General features: G+C 40.8%; 22 protein-coding genes. All 22 read right to left on the bottom strand.

Features of this window, described 5'->3' with window-relative positions; genetic code table 11:
- Positions 1–105 precede the first annotated feature (105 nt).
- Positions 106–552 (bottom strand): YpiF family protein, encoded by a 447-nt coding sequence (locus tag AC20OE_RS08705; RefSeq protein ID WP_059377977.1) that lies wholly within the window; start codon positions 550–552, stop codon positions 106–108.
- 61 nt (positions 553–613) lie between these two features.
- A complete protein-coding gene (locus AC20OE_RS08700) occupies positions 614–1,153 on the bottom strand; it encodes a ReoY family proteolytic degradation factor (protein ID WP_008344562.1) in 540 nt (179 codons plus the stop codon).
- 75 nt (positions 1,154–1,228) lie between these two features.
- Positions 1,229–2,500, bottom strand: a complete 1,272-nt coding sequence (locus AC20OE_RS08695; RefSeq protein ID WP_099663372.1) for a tetratricopeptide repeat protein — start codon at positions 2,498–2,500, stop codon at positions 1,229–1,231.
- A gap of 280 nt (positions 2,501–2,780) precedes the next feature.
- Complete coding sequence (gene aroA / locus AC20OE_RS08690; protein ID WP_099663371.1) at positions 2,781–4,067, bottom strand: 3-phosphoshikimate 1-carboxyvinyltransferase; 1,287 nt, start codon at positions 4,065–4,067, stop codon at positions 2,781–2,783.
- A gap of 10 nt (positions 4,068–4,077) precedes the next feature.
- On the bottom strand, positions 4,078–5,193 hold the full coding sequence (locus AC20OE_RS08685) for a prephenate dehydrogenase (protein WP_039179536.1): 1,116 nt from the start codon (positions 5,191–5,193) through the stop codon (positions 4,078–4,080).
- Positions 5,194–5,308: 115 nt separating this feature from the next.
- Complete coding sequence (hisC, locus tag AC20OE_RS08680) at positions 5,309–6,406, bottom strand: histidinol-phosphate transaminase (protein ID WP_039179539.1); 1,098 nt, start codon at positions 6,404–6,406, stop codon at positions 5,309–5,311.
- 11 nt (positions 6,407–6,417) lie between these two features.
- The gene (trpA, locus tag AC20OE_RS08675; protein WP_059377974.1) at positions 6,418–7,221 is read right to left on the bottom strand and encodes a tryptophan synthase subunit alpha; all 804 of its coding nucleotides are present in this window, start codon (positions 7,219–7,221) and stop codon (positions 6,418–6,420) included.
- Entirely contained in the window at positions 7,214–8,416 is a 1,203-nt protein-coding gene (gene trpB, locus AC20OE_RS08670; protein ID WP_047203218.1) for a tryptophan synthase subunit beta, read from the bottom strand. The genes trpA and trpB overlap by 8 nt, the downstream gene beginning before the upstream one ends.
- Positions 8,397–9,065: a phosphoribosylanthranilate isomerase gene (locus AC20OE_RS08665; RefSeq protein ID WP_099663370.1), complete on the bottom strand. Its 669-nt coding sequence runs from the start codon at positions 9,063–9,065 to the stop codon at positions 8,397–8,399. The genes trpB and AC20OE_RS08665 overlap by 20 nt, the downstream gene beginning before the upstream one ends.
- The gene (gene trpC, locus AC20OE_RS08660) at positions 9,062–9,814 is read right to left on the bottom strand and encodes an indole-3-glycerol phosphate synthase TrpC (RefSeq protein WP_073979673.1); all 753 of its coding nucleotides are present in this window, start codon (positions 9,812–9,814) and stop codon (positions 9,062–9,064) included. Before trpC ends, AC20OE_RS08665 begins: the two co-directional genes overlap by 4 nt.
- Entirely contained in the window at positions 9,807–10,829 is a 1,023-nt protein-coding gene (gene trpD / locus AC20OE_RS08655; RefSeq protein ID WP_099663369.1) for an anthranilate phosphoribosyltransferase, read from the bottom strand. Before trpD ends, trpC begins: the two co-directional genes overlap by 8 nt.
- Positions 10,801–12,348: an anthranilate synthase component I gene (trpE, locus tag AC20OE_RS08650; RefSeq protein WP_099663368.1), complete on the bottom strand. Its 1,548-nt coding sequence runs from the start codon at positions 12,346–12,348 to the stop codon at positions 10,801–10,803. Before trpE ends, trpD begins: the two co-directional genes overlap by 29 nt.
- A gap of 231 nt (positions 12,349–12,579) precedes the next feature.
- A complete protein-coding gene (gene aroH, locus AC20OE_RS08645; protein ID WP_024422804.1) occupies positions 12,580–12,963 on the bottom strand; it encodes a chorismate mutase in 384 nt (127 codons plus the stop codon).
- Positions 12,960–14,051 carry a 3-dehydroquinate synthase gene (aroB, locus tag AC20OE_RS08640; RefSeq protein WP_099663367.1) on the bottom strand — a complete coding sequence of 364 codons (1,092 nt, stop codon included), beginning with the start codon at positions 14,049–14,051 and terminating at the stop codon, positions 12,960–12,962. Before aroB ends, aroH begins: the two co-directional genes overlap by 4 nt.
- Positions 14,051–15,223 carry a chorismate synthase gene (gene aroC / locus AC20OE_RS08635; RefSeq protein ID WP_039179560.1) on the bottom strand — a complete coding sequence of 391 codons (1,173 nt, stop codon included), beginning with the start codon at positions 15,221–15,223 and terminating at the stop codon, positions 14,051–14,053. Before aroC ends, aroB begins: the two co-directional genes overlap by 1 nt.
- Before the next feature lie 74 nt (positions 15,224–15,297).
- Positions 15,298–16,077, bottom strand: coding sequence for a CheR family methyltransferase (locus AC20OE_RS08630; RefSeq protein WP_039179563.1), 780 nt, complete (start codon positions 16,075–16,077; stop codon positions 15,298–15,300).
- Positions 16,078–16,222: 145 nt separating this feature from the next.
- On the bottom strand, positions 16,223–16,669 hold the full coding sequence (ndk, locus tag AC20OE_RS08625) for a nucleoside-diphosphate kinase (RefSeq protein ID WP_024422808.1): 447 nt from the start codon (positions 16,667–16,669) through the stop codon (positions 16,223–16,225).
- A gap of 129 nt (positions 16,670–16,798) precedes the next feature.
- A complete protein-coding gene (gene hepT, locus AC20OE_RS08620; RefSeq protein WP_041085904.1) occupies positions 16,799–17,761 on the bottom strand; it encodes a heptaprenyl diphosphate synthase component II in 963 nt (320 codons plus the stop codon).
- A 24-nt stretch (positions 17,762–17,785) separates the two neighbouring features.
- Positions 17,786–18,490, bottom strand: coding sequence for a demethylmenaquinone methyltransferase (locus tag AC20OE_RS08615; protein WP_024422810.1), 705 nt, complete (start codon positions 18,488–18,490; stop codon positions 17,786–17,788).
- Positions 18,491–18,493: 3 nt separating this feature from the next.
- A complete protein-coding gene (locus tag AC20OE_RS08610) occupies positions 18,494–19,261 on the bottom strand; it encodes a heptaprenyl diphosphate synthase component 1 (protein WP_041085908.1) in 768 nt (255 codons plus the stop codon).
- A 115-nt stretch (positions 19,262–19,376) separates the two neighbouring features.
- Positions 19,377–19,607 (bottom strand): trp RNA-binding attenuation protein MtrB, encoded by a 231-nt coding sequence (gene mtrB / locus AC20OE_RS08605; protein WP_008344541.1) that lies wholly within the window; start codon positions 19,605–19,607, stop codon positions 19,377–19,379.
- A gap of 24 nt (positions 19,608–19,631) precedes the next feature.
- Positions 19,632–20,201: a GTP cyclohydrolase I FolE gene (gene folE, locus AC20OE_RS08600; protein ID WP_003215789.1), complete on the bottom strand. Its 570-nt coding sequence runs from the start codon at positions 20,199–20,201 to the stop codon at positions 19,632–19,634.
- Positions 20,202–20,306 lie beyond the last annotated feature (105 nt).

Genomic DNA, 20,306 nt, shown 5'->3' with positions numbered 1-20,306 from the left:
TGAATTAGAAAAAATTTCATAAAACTAGGACACCCTCATAATATATCAATCTATTCACAAGGTCAACATCCTAAAAAGCTATGTACAATGCAAATGTAAGGGTTTTTATGAAGGGTTCCATTTTTGTAACAAAAAGTTCAAAATTTGTTCTACACTGTCTTGAATGACTTTTTGCTTTAATTCAACCTTCAAATGCTCCAGCGGAACCGGCTTGAGCAAAAATAGCGATTCGCTAATCTCAGCATGCTCTTTCCACTGGTGATCAGATGTGATCAGTGCGACATGCTGAAAATGATCTTTGAGCGACTGCTTCATTGTGAATATGTCTTCTTGTTTCCGGTCACTCACTTCTAAATATGTATGTGGTGGAAAAAGAAAAACCCGCCCTTTTAATTGTCTTTCAAGTTCCTCTGCTACAAGAATAGTAAACTCTCCTAAAGACACGGTTTGTTTCATTTGATCTGCGTTAATCCCAACTAATGGAATGATAGCGGTATCAATGTAAGCTTTAGATTGCAAAAAGCGATCCGCGTCCTCTGCTTGAAACTTCATCAATTTCCCCTCTTTCATGACATAAGCCCTGCCTGTATAGGGCAAGGCTTATTCGTTCAGTTTATGACAATAGGCTTAATTCTTTTGCCAGCTTATTAAATGTTTCTTGATCATGACGGTCGAGTGCTTCATCTATCTCTTTCATGAGCCGTTCTTTTTGGAAAGTTGCGATTGAGTGCTCAAGCACTTTCTCAGCAAGATCCTTATCTTTTTCATTCTCATAAAGATCCTTTGGAATATGGGGATTTGTTTCAAGAACAGCTGCATATTCCGGCGAACGATAAGCAGAACGGAAATTCAATTGAATAAACAAATCCTGCTGTTTATTCAAACGAATATCATGAAATGACTTTTCAGCATCTGTCGTCATGATGTTTTCTTTATAAAATCTAAAGGGAACTTCATCCACACAGTGTGTTGACATGATGATTCCCCTTGGGCAAAATTCTGCTTGCTCTACAAAATGAACCTTTTCCATCAAAGAGTCGTGACTCATTAAATAATTTAATATCCAAACACACTCTCTTCGCTTTAGCTGATAATGGTTTAAGAACCACCGGATAAATTCCTTCTTTTCATTGACAGAAACAGGGGTCTGCATGTTATTCCCTCCTCTATCGTAAATTAAATTGCTATACATGAATTATTCAACAAACCAGTTCTTCATTCCTGCAAACTATAAGGAAATTTCGTCTTCAATTCTTAAAATCGTTTCTTCAATTTCTTCATTTGTGCCATCTTTCTCTAGAACTTTGCGTAATAACGGCAGTGCTTCTTTTTGTCTGCCCTCTTCTAAAAGGAACGAAGCGTATTCATATAAAAAGTCACGTTCCTCATCAAAATCAGGCAGGGCAAGCTTGAAATACTCGGCAGCTTCTTTGTATTCTTCTCGCCCGACAGAAGCAGATGCAGCATACCAATTCCATTTTGGATCATCTTCCCCAAAGCTTTTAACCTCTTTAATAACATCTAGAATTTCATCAAACAGCTCTTCATTTAAATAGATCGCCAGCAATGTTTGAACTGCTTCAATATAACCCGGATCGAGAGCAAGTGCTTCTTGAAGCAGTTTTTTCGCATCTTCTGAATCCCCATTTTTCAAATCAATCTTGGCACCATATAAATATAATTCTTTGTTATACTCATCAACTTTAATACCCTCTTTTACTACCTCTAAAGCCTCGTGATATAGTCCTTCTTCCTCATAACTTTTCGCTAAAGGCATATAAAGTGACGAATAGGATGGATCAATATCTTTCAGTTCTGTAAGCTGCTGAATGGCTGTTTTTGTTCTGCCAGCCCTCATCGCTGTAAATCCGTAGCCAAAAAGAGTGTTCGGGTCTGCTTGATCTTTTACTGCCTTTTCGTACCATTCAAGTGAATCCTCAAATTCTCCAGCTGTACTGAGTGATTCAGCAAGCCGCTGATACACATTGACACCGCCAACCTCATGCTGTTGATCTGCCACTTTGTAGAAAAAATCAGCCGCTTTTTTTGAAAGACCTTGAGAAAAATACAACTCACCTAATGCAAAATCGATGACGGCTTCATTCGGAAGTAGTTCTTTCGCTTTTAAAAGCTTTTGTTCACTGACTTCAAATAGTCCTTGCATTTGATACAAATCTGCCATTAACAATAAACTCTCTGGGTACGCATCATCATCTTCAGGAATCGTTTCTAATACTGCAATCGCCTTCTCTTCTTCATCAGAGTCAATCAGCAGCTCTGCATAAAAACACGTTAAACCTGTTTCCTCTGGATATAAATCATGTAAATCACTGATGAGATTCCGTGCTTTATCGATATCTCCCCAATCATAATATAATTGAGCCGCTTGCGCCTTTTCTTCATCATGCAAATGCTTCTCTGCTTGAGCAAGTGTTTGGAGTCCTTTTTCAGTCTCACCCGCCTCAACTAATTTTATGGCTTCTTGTAATGAACTATTCAAATCAAACCGTTCCTTTCTGTTTCCAAAAACCTAAACTATTGTTACTTCATATCATAATCGACAGGTGCACATCCAGCAAATATGTTGCTCTTTTAAAATGAACCCATTTTTGTGTTTTAAAGACTGTTTTTCATTTCATCCTATACGAAACTGATGATTTGTAAACTGCAGACACTATTTTTATCGGACAAAATGTTTTTTTTCAAGGTTTCACCTTGAGACAAGCTATGCTATATTTCTGACAAATATGCAGAAGGAAAGAAAAAGCCTGAGGACATCCTCAGACTGTTTTTGTTAAATATTCAATGTGTTCAAAGAAATTTGGGTATGAGACACGAACAGCTTCTGTATCTTCAATCTCAATTGCTTGCTTTGTCACACATGCGGCAATTCCAAGCATCATACCGATACGGTGATCTCCGTAGCTTGAGACGACTGCGCCGCCTTGAAGCGTAGTTTTACCATGAATCTTCATACCATCATCTGTTGCTTCAATATCAGCACCGAGTTTTTTAAGTTCTGATACGACTGTATCAATTCGATTGGTTTCTTTTACTTTTAACTCAGCAGCATCTTTAATGATTGTTGTTCCTTCTGCTTGGGTCGCAAGAAGCGCAATTATCGGAATTTCATCGATGAGTCTTGAAATCATGTCACCAGAAATTTCAATCCCTTTTAATGATGAAGTAGAAATGGTTAAATCACCGTACGGTTCTCCGCCTTTGGCATCTACTTCATTGATCTCAAGATTTGCCCCCATAAGTTTCAGTACATCAATAATACCTGTTCTTGTTTTGTTTAGCCCGACATTTTTTAAGACAATCTGGCTATTAGGAACGATTGATCCAGCTACAAGGAAAAATGCAGCTGAAGAGATGTCCCCAGGAACAAATATATCTGTTGCTGTTAATGTTTGGCCGCCTTCAATGGAAACACTTTGTTCATCTTCATCTAGCTTTACACCAAACATAGAGAGCATTCTTTCTGTATGATCTCTTGATTTGTGTGGTTCAGTTAATGTCGTTGTTCCCTCTGCTTGTAGCCCTGCTAAAAGGACAGCTGACTTAATTTGTGCACTTGCCACTGGAGACTCATAGGTTATGCCTTTTAAATGACCGCCACGAATAGACAGTGGTGTATACTCGCCATTTGCTCTGCCGTCTATTTTGGCTCCGAGTTGTTTAAGCGGACCCGTCACACGTTTCATTGGTCTTTTGGCAATACTCTCATCACCGATTAGTGTACTGTGAAACTCACAACCAGCTAATATTCCCATCATTAATCGAATGGTTGTACCAGAATTACCGACATCGAGAATGTCAGACGGCTCCTTGAGCTCTTTCAGTCCCTTACCATGAATGACAACATCTGTCCCTTTTTGTTCAATTTCAACGCCCATCTTTCTAAAGCTATCAATCGTACTTAAACAATCAGCTCCAGGAAGAAAGTTTTTCACTACTGTGGTCCCATCAGCAATTGCACCAAACATCACTGATCTATGTGAAATAGATTTATCACCTGGGATATGAATTTCTCCATTCATAGGAGCATTTTTATGAATTTTCATGTTTGTCACCTCAGTCAGCATAAAATGTATCGTAATTCGCTCTATTTTTTATACAGATTTCTGCACGCTTCCGGTCGTCATCTGTTTGAAAACTAATGCGTAAAATCCCATTAATGTCTTCCCGCGTCTCAATAATACGGATATTTGTAATACTAATGTTTTCACTTGCAAGATGCCCTGTAATCTCCGAAATGACCCCAGGGTGATCCGGAACATCGACATACAGATCATAAAAAGCAGGAATGGCTCCTTTTTTCCTTAGAGGAAGTCCATCGCGATATTCCTTTGCATCTTGAAAATAAGAGAACAATCCTTCAGCATCTTCTTGCTGTACGAAGGTCTCAATGCGATTAATCTCTTTTTTCCATTCATGAAAACGGTCTAAAATCTTGTGTTTATTGTGCAGCAGGATATCCCGCCACATTGCAGGATTACTTGAAGCAATTCGTGTGATATCACGAAAGCCTCCAGCAGCAAACCGTTTAACAAGTGGGAATTGTTCTTCAAAATGATGCGCTTGATGCACAAGACTGGCTGCAACAATATGAGGAAAATGGCTAATGACACTTGTCACAGCATCATGTTCTTCTGGTGTCATCTCGATGAAATGAGCATTTGTCCCCTTTAACAAGTCCATCAACCGATCAACAGCTTGACGGTTTGTTTCCTTTGCAGGCGTTAAAATGTAGAACGCATTTTCAAATAAAAAGTCTTTTGCTGCAATAACACCTGACTTATGAGAGCCTGCCATTGGATGGCCACCAATAAATTGGTAATGCTCAGGCAGCGCTTTTTCAGCAAAATGGACGACCTTTTGCTTTGTGCTGCCGACATCAGTGATTGTGAGCTCTCTTTCAATTCCAGAGTCTGCAATATCACTAAGCATCTTTACTGTTTGCTGGACAGGTGTTGCCAAAATAATGGTCGAAGATTCTTCTAAACCCGCTAGAAACGAATCAGCTGTTGCATCAATAATTCCCAGCTTTGTTGCAGCAACCATTTGCTCTTTGGAAACATCAAATCCTACAATTTTTTTATGAGGATACTCTTTTTTAATCGAGAGTGCAATGGACCCACCGATTAAACCGAGTCCAGCGATTAATATTGTTTCGTTTGCATCGTTCATATTCATCACCTGATTTTTCGCGAAAATTAAACAACCTATTTCAACAGCTTATATGTATAGGAGGTTGGTACAATGAAAGCCATATCCTGCATTAGGATATGACTTTATGGTTATGCTACGCACGAATGCCTTGCAGTAAATCGGCAAGTGTACTTAGAATTTCTTCATTTTGCTCTTTTGTTCCGACGGTAATACGTAAAGAAGTCGGAAAACCAAGTGCTTTACCGGAACGAACAATGTAACCTTTTTTCAATAATGCATTGAACAATTCATCTGCATCTCGTTTAAAATCAATCAGCACAAAGTTTGTTTGAGATGGATAGATATATAGTCCAAAACGTTCAGCGAAATCTTGGTATTGCTTGAGACCTGCTTCATTTTTCTGTCTGCATGATTGAATGAAGTCTTGGTCTTTTATCGCTGCACGCGCAGCTGCCTGAGCGATACGGCTAGTATTAAACGGCTCTCTCGCTGGTTCAATGGCAGTAATCAGCTCTTCTGATGCAATCCCGTAGCCTACTCGAAGTGCTGCAAGTCCATACGCTTTAGAAAACGTTCGAAGTACAATGACATTTTGATAGGATTGTAATAAAGATAAACTGTCTGGAAAATCTTCTGCACGAACGTATTCAACATACGCTTCATCTAGTACAACAAGCACGTGAGCCGGCACTTCGTCTAAAAACGCCACAAGCTCAGATTCTGACAAATGATTTCCCGTCGGGTTATTTGGATTACATACCCAGACAACCTTCGTGTTTTCATCGATCGCATCCAGCATGCCCTTCAGATCGTGAGCTCCTCCGTCTAATAGAGGCACTTCTCGAATTTCAGCATGTTCAATAACTGCATTGTGACGGTATTGCGGAAAAGATGGAGATGGGATGACGGTATTTGTATGTTGATCAAGGAATGCTCTCGCAATAATTTGCACAAGTTCATCTGAGCCATTCCCGAAAATTAATTGTTTTTCACTTACTTGAAGAAATTCAGCCAGCTCTGTTCTTAAACTTGCGCTGTATCCATCTGGATAAATCGCTAAATGTTCGAGCTCGGCCTGTATCGCCTCTCTTGCATGTACGGAACATCCAAAAGGGTTTTCATTTGAAGCCAATTTCACAATTTTGTCTAATTGATATTCTTTTTTGACCTCTTCAATTGGTTTCCCAGGTTGATACGGTTTTAGCTGTTTTAATTGATCTTTGATTTGCAAAATGTTTCACCTCATTTGAATGAATAGAGGGGACTAAATGTTTTTGCATATGTTTCAAATTCTCTTAAAGCCTCTTGACGTGTATCACTTGCCAGCAATTGTTCTTGAAGCTCTTCAATTTTTTTCACAAGTGCACTGCCGACAACGACGCCGTCACTCAGTTTATTCATTGAGTCTACCTGCTCTCTTGTTGAGATGCCAAAACCGACCGCAACCGGTATGTGACTCAGCTGTTTCACTTGTTGAATAAAATCTGTAATTGACGCGTCAAAGGATTGTCTGACACCTGTTACACCAAGAGATGAAACACAATACACAAAACCTTCTGCCTGCTCTACAATGTTTACTAATCGTTCCTTGCTTGTTGGTGCAACGAGTGAAATATATGAAATGTCATGGGTTTGACAGTTCTTTTGCAGCTCGCTGCTCTCTTCAAACGGCAAGTCGGGTGTTAAGAGTCCCGAAATATGATTTTTGCGCAGTAAAGCGAAAAAGTATTCTGTGTCTAATTGTAACACAGGATTATAATACGTAAATAGAATTACAGGAATTTTTACACCGTTTTTTTTCATCTTCCCTGCTAATTCTATCGCTTTTACGATATTCATGCCATGATTTAGAGCTCTTTTGGAGGCTCTTTGAATGACAGGACCGTCCGCTAGTGGATCGGAATAAGCAACACCGAGTTCAATCGCATGTGCACCGGCTGCTTGAAGGGAGATAGCTAAATCAATCGTGATGTCTTCTGACGGATCTCCTGCTGTGATAAATGGGATGAATAATTTTTCGCCTTGCTCTAATTGAAATCTAATCATTTTGTTTCCCCTCACTTTCAAGCACGTTCATTAATGTATGCACATCCTTATCGCCTCTTCCTGACAGGCAGACAAGGACGATTTCATCTTCATTCATCGTCTTGCTTACCTCAAACGCCTTGGCTAGCGCATGTGCAGATTCAATTGCTGGAAGTATTCCTTCTTTTTCAGTCAGCAGTTTTAGGGCATCTAGTGCTTCTTCATCTGTCGCACTCACATATTGAACCCGTCCGCTCGCATGTAAATAGGCGTGCTCTGGTCCAATTCCCGGATAATCTAAACCAGCGGAAATCGAATATGGCTCAATAATTTGGCCAAATTCGTCTTGGATTAAATAGGTCAAAGACCCGTGGATCACTCCTTTGGTTCCTTTCGTGATGGTTGCAGCATGGAGCGGCGTATCGATTCCTTTTCCAGCAGCCTCTACCCCAATGATATCTACCTCTTCATCTAAAAATGCCCGGTACATTCCAATGGCATTACTTCCGCCGCCGACACAGGCAATCACTTTATGTGGAAGCCTTCCTTCTTTTTCAAGCAGCTGCTCTTTTGCTTCATCACCAATCATGCGCTGGAACTCGCTGACGATTTGAGGATACGGATGAGGGCCTACAACGGAGCCGATCATATAAAAATGATCACTGCAGTGCTGAACCCAATAGCGAATGGCTTCGTTTGTTGCATCTTTTAATGTACCATTTCCGCTTGTGACAGGTATGACTTCAGCGCCAAGCAGTTTCATTCGGAAGACATTGAGTGATTGTCTTTCCACATCTTCTTTTCCCATAAAGACCGTGCAGGATAACCCGAACTTTGCGGCCACCGTTGCAGCAGCTACTCCGTGCTGACCTGCGCCTGTTTCCGCGATGATGTTTGATTTCCCCATTTTTTTTGCAAGCAGAGCCTGCCCAAGCGCATTGTTAATTTTATGAGCACCTGTGTGGTTTAAATCTTCTCTTTTTAAATAGATCTTTGCGCCGCCGAGGTATGCTGATATTTGGTCAGCATATGTAAGCGCAGTTGGTCTGCCTGAATAGTTTCGAAGTAGTGATACATATTCTGCTTGAAAAGCAGGATCTTCTTTTAATTCACGAAATGCCTGTTCAATTTCTGCAAGTGGCTGCATGAGCGTTTCCGGGACAAATTTCCCTCCGAATTCTCCGTATCTGCCAATCTCATTTGGATATGCGTACATCATTTAACATCCTTTCTTCGAGCGCTTCGATCTTAGCGCTGCTTTTCTTTCCGTTTTCTTCTATTCCGCTTGAAAGGTCGATCGCTTCTGGGCCATAGGCGAGCAGATTTGCTATCGTTTCTGGTGTGATGCCGCCTGCAATTATGCAAGTTTTCTCCAGACGTTTTGCATGTTTAACGTATAGAGGCACTGCCTCCCAAGCAAAAGCTGTTCCAGAGCCGCCTCTCATCCCTTTTACTTTCGCATCAATAAGGAAGCCATCGACAACAGGCGCAAATGCCGTCATTTTTTCAAGCGTTCTTGTTACATCAGGCTCGTGATGGAACACTTTCCAAACGACAGCCCCTATTTGTTGTTTGATTTCTTTTACGTCATCCTGCGTTTCATCTCCATGAAGCTGTACGATATCTAAAGGTATCTGTTTTGTGATCTCGCGCACTCTTTGAATCTTTTCATTTACAAATACACCGGCAATCTTTTTCTCACACTTTGTTTGGGTGAGCCATTGTTTCACTTGATCTGGCTGGACTTGTCTTTTACTTGGAGCAAAAATAAATCCGATGGCATCTGCGTGAGATTGCGCAATACATTCCACATCTTCTTGTGATACTGCCCCGCAATATTTTACATAAGGCTTCATCCTGTTCATTCTCCAAACAATGTCTGAACGGCTTTTTCTTGTGATTGTTCTCTCATTAATGATTCTCCTACAAGGACTGCACCCGCTCCATGATTCTTCACAAAGGTTAGATCATCAAATGTTTGAATCCCGCTCTCACTCACTAGTAAGACCTCTTTTGGAACGAGGGGAGCAATCTCTTTTGTTTGTTCAACTGTTGTTGTAAATGTATTTAAATTCCGGTTGTTCACTCCAATGATTTCAGGAGTGAACAACTTTAAAATATTTTCCAGTGTATCTGCTGCATGTACTTCGACAAGGACATCAAGTCCATTCTCTTTCGCTTCAGCATAGAGCTCGTGCAGCTTTTGCGGCTCAAGTACTTCTCCAATTAATAAAATGGCATCTGCTCCTATACGTCTTGACTCTTCTACCTGTATGGAGTCAATGATGAAATCTTTTCTTAAAATTGGACGATCTACGTGTTTTTTAATGAGGGATAAGTATTCATTTTTTCCTTGAAAGAATGGTTCATCCGTTAAAACAGATAAGCAATCAGCGTTGGATTTTTCGTAAGCTTTTGCTGTTTGTAAAGGATCAAAATTTGGTTGAATGATTCCTTTGGAAGGAGACGCCTTTTTCACCTCAGCAATTAGACCAATTGAGCGATGAGGATTCATGAGTGCTTCTTTAAATGATCGTCTTTCAAAGTGTTCATCTACTGGTAGCTGCAATGTTTGGATATGTTCTTTTTTGCGGGCAATGATTTGATTAAGCATAGATCTCTTCCTCTCTCGTTTTTTGTTTTAAACGAGCCAATTGTTCTTTGGCTGCGCCGTTTTTAATCGTTTCAATCGCTTTTAATGTTCCGGCCATGAGGTTTTCTGACTTCCCTGCGACATATAAAGCCGCTCCAGCATTCAGGGCTGTAATATGAAGCGGCGCCCCTACTGTTTGATGATTCAATATATTCTGAATCAATTTAGCGCTCTCTCCCGGTGATTGGACCTGAATATCTGATAAATATCCTTTTTGCAGCCCAAAGTCTTCTGGATTGAGTGTATATTCTGTCATGACATCTTTTTTGAGTTCAATCACATATGAATTTGCTGTAATCGTTAATTCATCAAGCCCATCTTCTCCGCAAACAAACAGCACATGTTCTGGCTCTAATGGCGCAAGGGCTTTTGCCATTAATTTTGCCTTTTCCTTTGAGTAGACGCCGATGATTTGCTTTTTGGCTTGCATTGGGTGGCAAAGCGGTCCTAACAGATTAAATACCGTCCGGAAGCCGAGCTGCTTGCGGACTGTGGCTACTTGTTTCATAGATGAATGATACAATGGTGCAAATAAAAAGCCCATGTTTTTCTCTTGTATTTGTCTTCTTGTTTCTTCCGGTGTGGATTGAATGTGAATCCCAAGACACTCTAGTACATCGGCACTCCCGCTTTTAGAAGAAACTGATCGATTTCCATGTTTGGCGATTTTGGCTCCAGCAGCGGAAGCAACAATCGCAGCGGCAGTTGATATATTAAAGGTTGAGAGTCCATCGCCTCCCGTGCCGCAAGTATCAACAACATCAAGCGATCGTTCCATTGGCGCCGCATTTTGCCGCATGGCTTTCACAAAACCCGTCATTTCTTCAGCGGTTTCTCCTCTATGCGCTAAAATGGAAAGACTTGCAGCGACTTCAGCATCTGTTAAAAAGCCGCTCATCATATCATGCATGAGTTTATTTGCTTCATTTTCTGATAGAAAGCCTCCATTAACAAGAGCTGATAGTCGATGATTCATCCTGCACACTCTCCTTTTCTGAGAAAATATGTTCCGCAAGCTGAATGGCTTTCAGAAGTGCTCCTGCCTTGTTGCAAGTCTCTTCCCATTCGTTTTCTGGGACAGAATCAGCCACAATGCCGGCGCCTGCTTGTATAGAAGCGGTCTGATTTTTGACGCTCATCGTACGAATGGTAATACAGGAGTCAATATTGCCGTCGAATCCAATATAAGCAATACAGCCGCCATACGTTTCCCTTGGCTCAGGCTCCATTTCATTTAATAATTGCATTGCTCTTATTTTCGGGGCACCTGTTAATGTGCCTGCTGGGAAAGCGGACATGAGCGCATCGACTGGATGTGTATCCCGCTTTAGCTTTCCTGTCACAATGGAGATAATGTGCATGACATGTGAAAAATTCACTACTTTTGTAAAGGTCGGTACGGACACACTGCCGTATTCTGCCACACGGCCTACATCATTTCTGGCAAGATCCACTAACATGTAATGCTCTGCTTTTTCCTTTTCATCTTCAAGCAGCTCTTTTGCTAATGCGGCATCCTCTTCTCTTGTTCTTCCTCTTTTTCTTGTGCCTGCAATAGGATGGATTTCTAGATGCCCGTTTTTGGCATGGATTAATCGTTCTGGCGAGCTGCCGACTAAATCACGGTCTTTTAATTTCATAAAATACATATAAGGAGATGGATTCACAATCCGAAGCACGCGGTATAACTCAAATGAACTCACTGATACAGGGATATCAAATCGCTGCGAGAGGACGCCTTGGAAAATGTCACCCGCTCGAATGTATTCTTTGATTTTTTCTACGTCCTTTAAAAATTGCGCTTTTTCATAGGTTGACGTCACATGTTCAAAGGATGGCGGCTCATTCATATTCCCTGATAATATCAGTTCTTTCATATCAGTCTTTGAATGGAGCTTGTGAATCATCTGTTCAAGCTGTTTTTGATTTTCTTTGTAAGCGCGTATTTTTTCGTCTTCTGCTTCATGTCCGGTTAGCTGGGTATACTGGATAAAATGAACATGATTCGTTTCATGATCAAAGGCGATCATCGTTTGGCAGACAAATAATGTGCAATTATCTGCCAGCGATGCGTTTCGATGAGGCCTGACAGAAGGTTCAATGTTTGGAATCAGATCGTAGCTTAAGTACCCAACTGCCCCACCTGTAAATGGGATATCAATATTTGGCGCTTTGATTTGATATTGCTCTTTCATCCAATCCAGCAGTTCTTTCAGCTCTTGCTTTTGCATGACTTCCTGCCCCGAAGCGTCACGTGCAATGTATTTGTTTTGGTCATCATGCAAGGTTAAAAACGGGTGCAATCCAATGAAAGAATATCTCGACCAGCTGGAAGACTCATCTTTGCTTTCTAGCAAATACACAATATCTTGTTTGAGTTTTTCAACAATTTGAATCGGTGAGAGCGTATCGACTGTAATGGTTTCAACAATTGGGATTGTTTTGTAGGACTCACTGTCCTTTAAAAATTGGGTCAGGTTTGCTTGGGAATTCATAAGCACACTCCTTAAATGGGATTAAGGAGAATGAGGGGACATATAGAGGGTTTGTATGAGTATACGAAATAAGCCTAAAAGAGGGTTTCTCTTTTAGGCAGTATGATTAAATAGAAGTATCGTATCTCTGCTCAACTCTACTCATCTCAACTACCCTAGTCTCATTCTCATCTTCTCTAAGCTTGCAATGCCGTTTACACCTGTGTGTAAACTTCGGCTGTTCATATCGTATTATAATTCCTTGTTTTTTGTCAACTGTAAATCAGGGCGAAGCGTCACAGCTTCTTCCAAGTACACATGCTGTATGTCTTCCTGCTTTGTATCTGTCTGGACAGTCATTAAGACACGAATACATTGCTTTAAACCGCCATCAATGTCTAGCTCCTGCATGCAAGTAACCGGTACATATGTCCATCCTTCAAACTGACGAAGTGCTTTTGCCGGAAAAACGGAGTGAATATCTTGTGTAGCTGAAATCAAGATCTGCACGACACGTTCTGGATCTACTTGGTTTCTTGAAATAATCGCTTCTAACAGCTGTTTCGTTTTGTTTAACACTTCAGTTTCTGTATCTTCTATCACAGTTGTAGCCCCACGTATCCCGCGAAACATCATAGACATCCCTCCTCCCGTTTCCATTCTTCGAGCCAGTAGTGCAGCTCATCTTTTGTGAAAGACTGTAAGGTGACGTCTCCAATCTGTTTTAATAAAACAAATTGAACACTGCCCCCTCTTGCTTTTTTATCACCAATCATCCGGTCAACAAATGTTTTCGTTGAAATATCTGGTGTGACTTGTACAGGGAATCCAAGCTCTTGCATCCACTCTTTTAGTTCCAAACGATTAAGGCTGAGCCCCAGCTGCTTTTCGCTCACATACAGCGCAAACTGCATGCCGATTGCAATGGCATCTCCATGCGTGATGACGCCGTACCCGTATTCTGCTTCAATGGCATGCCCCAGGGTATGTCCTAAATTCAAAAATGCACGCACACCTTGTTCTTTTTCATCTTCTTGAACAATTGACGCTTTGACTTGAATGCCTTGATACAGCATATGAGCCAGCTCACTCTTTGATAAATCCGACAAAGAACGAATGGACATCAGTTGTGATAAAAAGTCTTCACTAGAAATCAATGCATGTTTGATGACTTCTGCAAAGCCTGATCTTCGTTCAATTTGAGATAGAGTCTCAAGCATACTAGTATCATAGATCACAGCTTTTGGCTGATGAAACGCACCGATTAAATTTTTACCGAGCGGATGGTTGATCCCTGTTTTCCCGCCAACTGCACTGTCATGTGCCAGCAGCGTCGTCGGAACTTGTATAAAGTCAATGCCCCTCATATAAGTGGCAGCAGCAAATCCAGCCAAATCTCCAATCACACCGCCTCCCAGCGCAATAATGCAGGAGGAACGATCAAGCTGAAATTGAATGGCTTTCGTATGAATATGCTCAAATTCGGCAAAGGATTTTGACTGCTCTCCGCTTGGCACAACCACTTTGTTCACAGGCCACTTCTCTTGAAGTAAGCGAACCATTTCATCACCATAAATGGCATCAACAGCTGTATCTGTGACGATTAACAGCTTCGTATAGGAATGCCCAGTGGAAGTTATCAAGTCGACGATATTGCGTTTAATCCCATCACCGATAAATACAGGATAAGTGGCTGAAGACGTCTTAACTTCCAGTGTTTTCATTAAAATTCCCTCTGAAGCTGGCGCATTTTTTCAACATTTTCTTTAATGCGGTCGATTTGGTCAAGGCCAAACTGCTCCACAACTGCATTGGCAATTTCCCATGCCACGACTGCTTCTGCAACAACACTTGCGGCAGGAACAGCACAGCTGTCAGAACGTTCAATACTTGCAGAGAAAGGTTCTTTTGTTTCAATGTCAACGCTTTGAAGCGGCTTATAAAGCGTTGGGATTGGTTTCATAACCCCTCTTACGACAATTGGCATACCAGTTGACATTCCGCCTTCAAGACCACCTAGGCGGTTTGTTTTTCTCGTATAGCCCTTTTCTTCATCCCAGATGATTTCATCATGGACCTCACTGCCATTTTTAGAGGCTGCCTCGAAGCCAATACCGAATTCAACCCCTTTAAAAGCGTTGATACTAAGTACAGCGCCTGCAAGCTTGCTGTCCAATTTACGGTCGTAATGAACATAGCTGCCAACCCCAACCGGCATTCCTTCAACGATGACTTCAACAATTCCGCCAATTGAATCGCCGTTTTTCTTCGCTTCATCAATTGCATCCATCATTTGCTGACCTGCTTCACTGTCATAGCAGCGAACAGGTGATTCTTCTGTTACCTTTTGCAAATCTTCAATAGACTCATATGCTGTATGAGCTGCTTTCACTCCGCCAATTTCAAGGACGTGGCCAGCTACTTTAATCCCTAGATGCGCCAAGATTTGTTTGGCAACTGCGCCTGCTGCTACGCGAACAGTTGTCTCGCGGGCTGACGAGCGCTCTAATACGTTTCTCATATCACGGTGTCCATATTTAATCGCACCATTTAAATCCGCATGTCCTGGTCTTGGACGAGAGATTTGACGCTTCATTTCACTTTCTTCTTCTTCTGTGATCGGCTCTGCCCCCATCACCTTTGTCCAGTGCTTCCAGTCGTTATTTTCAACAACAAGAGCGATTGGCGAACCTAATGTTCTCCCATGGCGAACGCCACTTAACACTTTTGCCTGGTCTTTTTCGATCTGCATTCTTCTTCCTCGGCCATGACCTTTTTGTCTTCTAGCCAATTCATAATTGATGTCATCCTGCTCTATGTAAAGTCCTGCTGGAACTCCTTCAATAATTGTGGTCAATTGTGGACCATGTGATTCACCTGCTGTTAAGTACCTCATTGACTTAATCTCCCTTCATCGCATTAACGCTTTTAAGTAAAAATATAATAACACACTTGCTACTAAAAAGTCAGCTACATACCCTTCTTTTGATAAAAGAAAGTATCAGCAGATGTCAGTCCAAACTTTTCCGGGTGAAAAATTTGCTCTGTAGAACCAACAAATAATACGCCATTTTGTTTTAAACTACTGCTCATTTTCAAGTAAATTTCTTCTTTCGCCTCTTCAGTAAAATAAATCAGTACATTTCGGCAAACGATAAGGTCAAGCTGTTTTTCATATGGATCAGCTAAAAGGTTGTGCTTCTTAAATTGAATATGCTTTCGAACCTCATTTTTCACAGTGTAAAATGAAGAATCTTCTTTTGTGAAATATTTTTGCTTGATATGATCTGGTACCTCTTGCAGAGAGCGTTCATGATATCTGCCTTTTTGAGCTGATTGCAAAACCTTATCATCAATGTCAGTTGCAATAATTTGAAAGTCTTTCACTAGAGGATGACTTGACAGCAGCATAGAGAGTGTATATGGCTCTTCTCCTGTCGAACATGCTGCGCTCCAAATCTTTAAGGTCCCGCCATTTTTCGAAAGCAGCGGCAGGATTTTTTGATCAAGTACTTCCCAGCGCTGATAGTTTCGGTAAAATTCTGACACATTAATCGTCATGCGGTCCATCGTCTCATCTAATAGTGCTCTGTCCTTTTCAAGCGCGGCCGCGAATGCTTCAAAATCTTTAAATCCTTTTTTATCATAAAGTGATGTTAATCTTCGTTTCATTTGTGCTTCTTTATATAAATTCAGATCAACCCCGGTTAGTTTTTTCCATTTTCCAACAAATACTTGATATGGATCCATCAATGTCCTCTCCTGTCTCATCTATCTTTGTCCTAGTATAGCTGTTTTTATCGAAAATTTGTATCTTCTCATACGAAATTTCGTGTAGAAAGTTCAATATAAAAAAAGCCAAAGTGTTCATTGAATGAACACCTTGGCTTGAACATTAATAAATCCAGCTTGAGATGGTTTGATCCCAGCTTGTGAGTTCTTCTTGTTTGAAGAATAAGTTAATTTCTCTTTCAGCACTTTCTGGTGAGTCTGACCCATGAATAATGTTTTTCCCAACAGTCAATCCATAGTCTCCTCTTATTGTTCCTGGAAGCGCTTCCTTTGGATTTGTTTTGCCGATAATTTGTCTTGTTACGTCTACTACCTGTTCACCTTGCCATACCATTGCAAATACAGGTCCTGACGTAATAAAGTCAACCAATTCTCCGAAAAATGGTTTTTCTTTATGCTCTCCGTAATGTGTTTCTGCTACTTCCTTTGGTATACTCATTAGTTTTGCACCAACAAGCTGAAGCCCCTTTTTTTCGAATCTTGACACAATGTCACCGATTAATTGTCTTTCCACACCATCAGGTTTGACCATAAGAAATGTTTTGTCCATATACGTTTTCCACCCCGTCGTTATGTATGTATAGGCTTACATTGTTACAAAGTGATCGTATCATTTTTTTTTATAATAATCAATTTTTGACAAAAAATTTCACAAAAAAACCAATCAACGTAGCGTTGATTAGAATTTTCGTTTCCCAATATATTTTGCAATGGAGGCGAGTGACGTTCTCGCTCGTCCTCGAGGAAGCTTGTCGAGCTGTTCAAAAGCTTTTTTCAAATACATTTCACTCACTCGAATCGAGCGGTCGATCGCATCTGTTTGTTTGAGGCTTTCAATGACAGGCTTCAGCTGCTTCTCCGTCGTTTCACTATTGATCAGCTTCAATTGACCTTCTAGTGTCGGATTTTTCAGTGCATATAAAACTGGGAGTGTGACATTTCCTTGTAAAAGGTCTCCTCCAACAGGCTTGCCCAGCTCTTCTTCTGTTGATGTGAAATCAAGGACATCATCAATGATCTGATAAGACATGCCGACATAGTATCCAAACCAATAGAGGGCTTTATGTGTTTTTTCATCTGTACCTGCTGCAATAGCGCCTAATTGACAGCTGCCCGCAATAAGCAAGGCTGTTTTTCGTTTGATTCTTCTTAAATATGTACGCAGGTTCTGTTCCATATTGTATTTATCTTTCACTTGCTCTATTTCACCAAGACAGAGCTCAACGACCATTTTTGACAAAATTTCATGTGCCATTGGGTGATTGATTTTTGTCATGTATTCAAGTGATCTCGCAAACATATAATCCCCTGTGTACATGGCAATTCTGTTATCCCATTTTGCCTTTATCGTTGGTTTACCTCTTCTCAGCTCTGCATCATCAATCACATCATCGTGAACGAGTGATGCCATATGAATCAGCTCGAGAGCAACGGCAACATATTTAATTTTATTAATGTCATAGTCACCAAACATGCCTGAAAGGAGAACAAAAACGGGGCGGATTCGTTTTCCGCCCGCTTGCAGCAAATGAAGACCTGCTTCACTTAATAATGCATAATCAGAGCGAACTGTTTGTTCAAGCTCTTTTTCAATTATATCGATATCATGATTTAAAAAAGAGATCATTGCTTTTAGTTTCATTATCTTCACCCAAATATCGTTTATTCAAAGCTTCTTTCCGATATGTGTTGCTGCTACACCGCCTGTAAATGGATGATACGAGACATCAGACAACCCGGCCTCTTCAAACAGAGCCGCCAGCTCTTTCATGCCAGGGAATGTTTTGGCTGATTCTTGAAGCCATGAATATTCCTGATAACTTTTGGCAAACAGTTTACCAAAGAGCGGCATAATGTATTTGAAATAGATGTAGTAGCCCTGCTTAAAGCCGATCATCTCAGGCTGTGATGTCTCAAGACAAACAACCATTCCGCCGGGCTTCACTACTCGTGTCATTTCCTTTAGCACCGTTAAATAATCAGGGACGTTTCGAAGTCCAAAACCTATGGTGACATAATCAAATGAGTTGTCCTCAAAAGGAAGCTCCATCGCATTGCCGTGAAGCAATTCAATCTGTTTGTAGCCCCCAGTTTTCACCTTCGTTTCTCCAACACTCAGCATGTTTTTACTGAAATCAAGGCCTTTGACCTCGCCTTTTTCTCCAACAGCATCTGCAAGCGCAATTGTCCAATCGGCTGTCCCGCAGCATACATCTAATGCTTTAGAGCCTTTTTGCACATTCATGAGCTTCATTGTTTTATCACGCCATTTTTTATGCTGTTTAAAGCTGATGACAGAGTTCATTTGATCATAGTTTTTATAAATTTTTTCAAATACACCGTGTACTCGCTGTTCTTTTGATTGCTGCATGACTTACCCTTCTTCCACTTTCTGATGGTACGCAGGCTCATTTTTCATATGATCCAAGCGATTTAATAGCTCTTTTTGAACGACCGGAGATGAAACAAGATGCTCCTTGATCGGCCGTTTGGCCTTTTCATAGCCTTCATTCTCAAAGTTGTCAAAACATGAATAGGCGTCCGTATAACTATCGTTCAAAAAAAGTTTTAAATGTTTGTCATTTTCTGCTTGTTTCATGAAACGTTTATAAACAAGAAAACGACTTGCAATCTCATTCCAATGCGTTAATTGAAAATGCTCAGAAATCCTTTGGAAAAGCGCAGATTCAACTGTAGCTACACTTTTGTAAAAGTGCGCTGCATCTTGAATGGACCGGTCATACAGTCTAATTTTATGTTCATTGATCTCTTTGATCGCCGTAGCGAGCGTGCGGATCATATAAATGTCTTTCATGTCAGAGAGAAGAGAATAATAGAGACCGCTGAAATAGTCTCCTGCCAGGATGGTCAGCTGACGATTTTTGAATTCGTCTTGCTTGATGGCTGCAGCAGTTGTGACTTCGTCATGGGTATCAAGGGCAATTTGCACAAGCATCGCCGTTAAAATATAATTTTCTTTTTTCTCTGCATCAATTTGAGCTTCATCAAACATTGCATGAAAAAGAAGGAGCTTATCTTCATCGATGAGTGGCGCGCGTAAATGCTTCGCCAAATAAGGATGAGAAAGCTTTTTATTTAATTTTATATTTAGATTAGATAAAATTCCGTAGATGTCTTGCAAAGATATCACCCTTGTCCCAAAAATTACAGTTTCATATGTAGACCTGCACATTGTATAGAGATTTATTATACCATATCAGCTCTCACTTTTATGCTATCAAGTGCATACAAGTTCTTTATTTCTTTGCTTCGCTTTGAATTTCACCGAAGCTTGTTTGAATGACAGCATCGCCTCTTACTTTGATCGCTGATGTATGCTCAGTAAATTGTGCAATGATCACTTCACCTTTATCGAGCTTCTCGGAATGGTGAAATCTTGTATCAGAGCCTCTTGTTAGGCCGATGACGTTTACACCATTATCAATAGCTTTAATCACCACAAAATCAGATGCTTTATTTTCACTCATTTTGTTCACCGTCCATCTATTGAATTAGTCGTTTTTAATAAAGGAAAGCACTTCTGCTCTTGCGGCTGCATCATTTGCAAATGTGCCGCGTACTGCTGAGGTCACTGTTTTAGCGCCTGGCTTTTTCACTCCGCGCATCGTCATACACATATGCTCTGCTTCAACGACAATCATCACGCCATGCGGATTAAGTGTTTCCACCATACTATCTGCAATGGTTGATGTAATGCGTTCCTGAAGCTGAGGGCGTTTTGCCACGGCTTCGACTGCTCTTGCCAGCTTGCTAAGTCCCGTTACTTTTCCGCCGCGCGGAATATAAGCAACATGGGCTTTCCCGTAGAAAGGCACGAGGTGGTGTTCACACATTGAATGGAAAGCAATATCTTTTACAAGGACGAGTTCTTCGTGGTCTTCGCCAAAAATGGTTTTAAAATGTTCTTTTGGATCTTCATTTAATCCTGAAAACACTTCTTCATACATTTTGGCGACTCGTTTTGGGGTATCGAGAAGTCCTTCACGATCTGGATCTTCTCCGATTGCTTTTAATATATCGCGTACTGCGTGTTCGATTAATTCTTTATTTATTTCACTCATGTATTATATCCTCCAAAGGCGATTACATTTCATTCAGATTCTAGCACACTTCAGATCCTAAAAGCAAAGGAGAGCGTTCTAAACGAACCTTTTGATTCAAAAGGA

The sequence above is a fragment of the Bacillus sp. SRI_025 genome (assembly GCF_057592095.1).
The sequence above is the reverse complement of the archived record's forward strand: the minus strand, read 5'-3'. Positions and strand labels throughout refer to the sequence as shown.